3 protein-coding genes are annotated in these 1,828 nt (G+C 34.0%); 1 reads left to right on the forward strand and 2 read right to left on the reverse strand.

From position 1 onward, the window contains the following. A partial coding sequence (locus A9G44_RS04030) for a hypothetical protein (protein WP_218837528.1) occupies positions 1-285 on the reverse strand: 285 nt, incomplete at its 3' end. Between the two features lie 126 nt (positions 286-411). Between A9G44_RS04030 and A9G44_RS13460 the strand changes: the two genes are divergently transcribed. Then, positions 412-645, forward strand: coding sequence for a hypothetical protein (locus A9G44_RS13460; RefSeq protein WP_065609296.1), 234 nt, complete (start codon positions 412-414; stop codon positions 643-645). Between the two features lie 35 nt (positions 646-680). On the opposite strand, the gene A9G44_RS04040 is transcribed toward A9G44_RS13460, so the two are convergent. Then, positions 681-1,762 (reverse strand): IS3 family transposase gene (locus A9G44_RS04040; protein WP_442902923.1). Its coding sequence is split into 2 segments (ribosomal slippage): positions 681-1,516 and positions 1,516-1,762, totalling 1,083 coding nucleotides; the frame shifts between segments, so codons are not numbered across the junction. Between the last annotated feature and the right edge of the window lie 66 nt (positions 1,763-1,828).

Genomic DNA, 1,828 nt, shown 5'->3' on the forward strand with positions numbered 1-1,828 from the left:
TTGTATTCTTGGTTTCCAGCCATTATTCCATTTGCTTTCAATTTCAGAAGAATAGTTTTTTATAGTATAATAATCATCCTTATCATGGTGAGAAATGAAACATTGGTCTACACATTGACAAATCCAAATTAAAAGGTTTTTTATATCAATATCATTTTTAACTAGATATAGATATTCTTCTGCATTTTTTATTGTAATTTCAATTAGATTGGCATGAAAAAAACCTATCTCAAATAATAAATAGCAAAAAGTATCTTTAATTGAATCATCTTTATTTTGTAACATTTTATTTTTTATATGTAAGTTCATTTCAACAATTCGGGTTCTTTCTTTTTGCTACTGTGGATTTTTTTATTATTCATTAAGTGTACCATCAAAATTGAATATATCTTAGATTTTTCTAAAGATAAAATGTCCCATAATTATCCTTGTAAATCAATTACTATCAGTCACGCTATTGTGGTATTAAGTCGTTGTACTTACTATTATCCAACTAAATTATTGGATGATTCAATGATTATTTTGATATTAAGTGATATAGCTGAAAAACATTTACGCTGGGGGGCCGAAATTTTTTATTGTATCGGAAAGCTCGCTATAAATAGAGTTGCAAACGTGTTTATTGGGTGTATTGTGAGTTTGTAAATACACCAAACTTAGTACACAACTCACGTAGAAAATCATGCTGCCTGTTTCAGTGTTTTATACTCAATCGGTGTCATGTTATTTAATGCCTCATGCGGTCTTTCGGTGTTATAAATCGTTAGCCATTCTTCGGTTATTTTCCTTGCTTGTGCTAAGTTGTTAAAAAGATATAAATCGAGTACTTCAGTACGATAGGTACGATTAAATCGGTCAATATAGCCATTTTGATAAGGGCTACCAGGCTGGATATAATCAATGGTTATATTATGTGATTTAGCCCAGTTTATAAAGGTTTTTCCTGTAAATTCTGGCCCATTATCGACCCGTATTTTTAATGGATATCCATGATATTCGGCCAGTTTATCTAAGTAACGGGTAATCCTTCCTGCTGGTAAACTTACTGCAATATCAATACCTAACGCCTCACGATTAAAGTCATCGATGACATTGAATGTCCTAAAGCGACGTTGATTACGGCTACTATCACTCATAAAATCCATTGACCAACATTCACCTTGTTTATTAGGCACCAATAGCTTTTCCGGGCATCGTGGAGGAATGCGTTTTTTTCGTTTTACTCTGAGATTAAGCTTTAATTCACAATACACCCGATAAACACGCTTATGGTTCCATTGATAGCCGAGCTTTCTGATACGATTAAAGCATTTAGGAAAGCCCCAGCGTAAATGCCGGTCTGTGATAGCATTCAATACCGAAACAATCACCGAATCATCCTGTAACTTAGGTTGATAATAGTAAGCACAACGGCTTAAGCCAACAATGGCACAACTCATAGCAATAGTAACTGAATGATTTTGTTGTAGTTGCTGTGCCCACGTTTTACGTGCCTTTGTGGGCACTAAAGCTTTTTTATGATTTCTTCCTGAAGCTGTGATTTTAAGCTAAGCTCGGCAAACATCTGCTTAAGTTTGCGGTTTTCAGCCTCCAGCTCTTTTAAGCGTTTGATATCCGAAGTTTCCATTCCGCCGTATTTTTCCCGCCATTTATAAAAAGTTGAATTACCCATGCCATATTTACGGCAGAGTTCCTTGACAGGAATACCTGCTTCAGCTTCTTTTAAAATAGCGACGATTTGATGTTCAGTCATTTTTTTCATAATTAAATCCCCTTTTACTTTTATCATAGATAATTTTCTACTTTTTTGCTGTACTATTTTAGGGGA

This window comes from Gilliamella sp. Occ4-3 (assembly GCF_001690675.1).
Lineage (GTDB): Bacteria > Pseudomonadota > Gammaproteobacteria > Enterobacterales > Orbaceae > Gilliamella > Gilliamella bombi.

Excerpts from the sequence above, each read along its gene's own strand:
- A9G44_RS13460 (WP_065609296.1), top strand. The coding sequence starts at position 412 with ATGTCCCATAATTATCCTTGTAAATCAATTACTATCAGTCACGCTATT.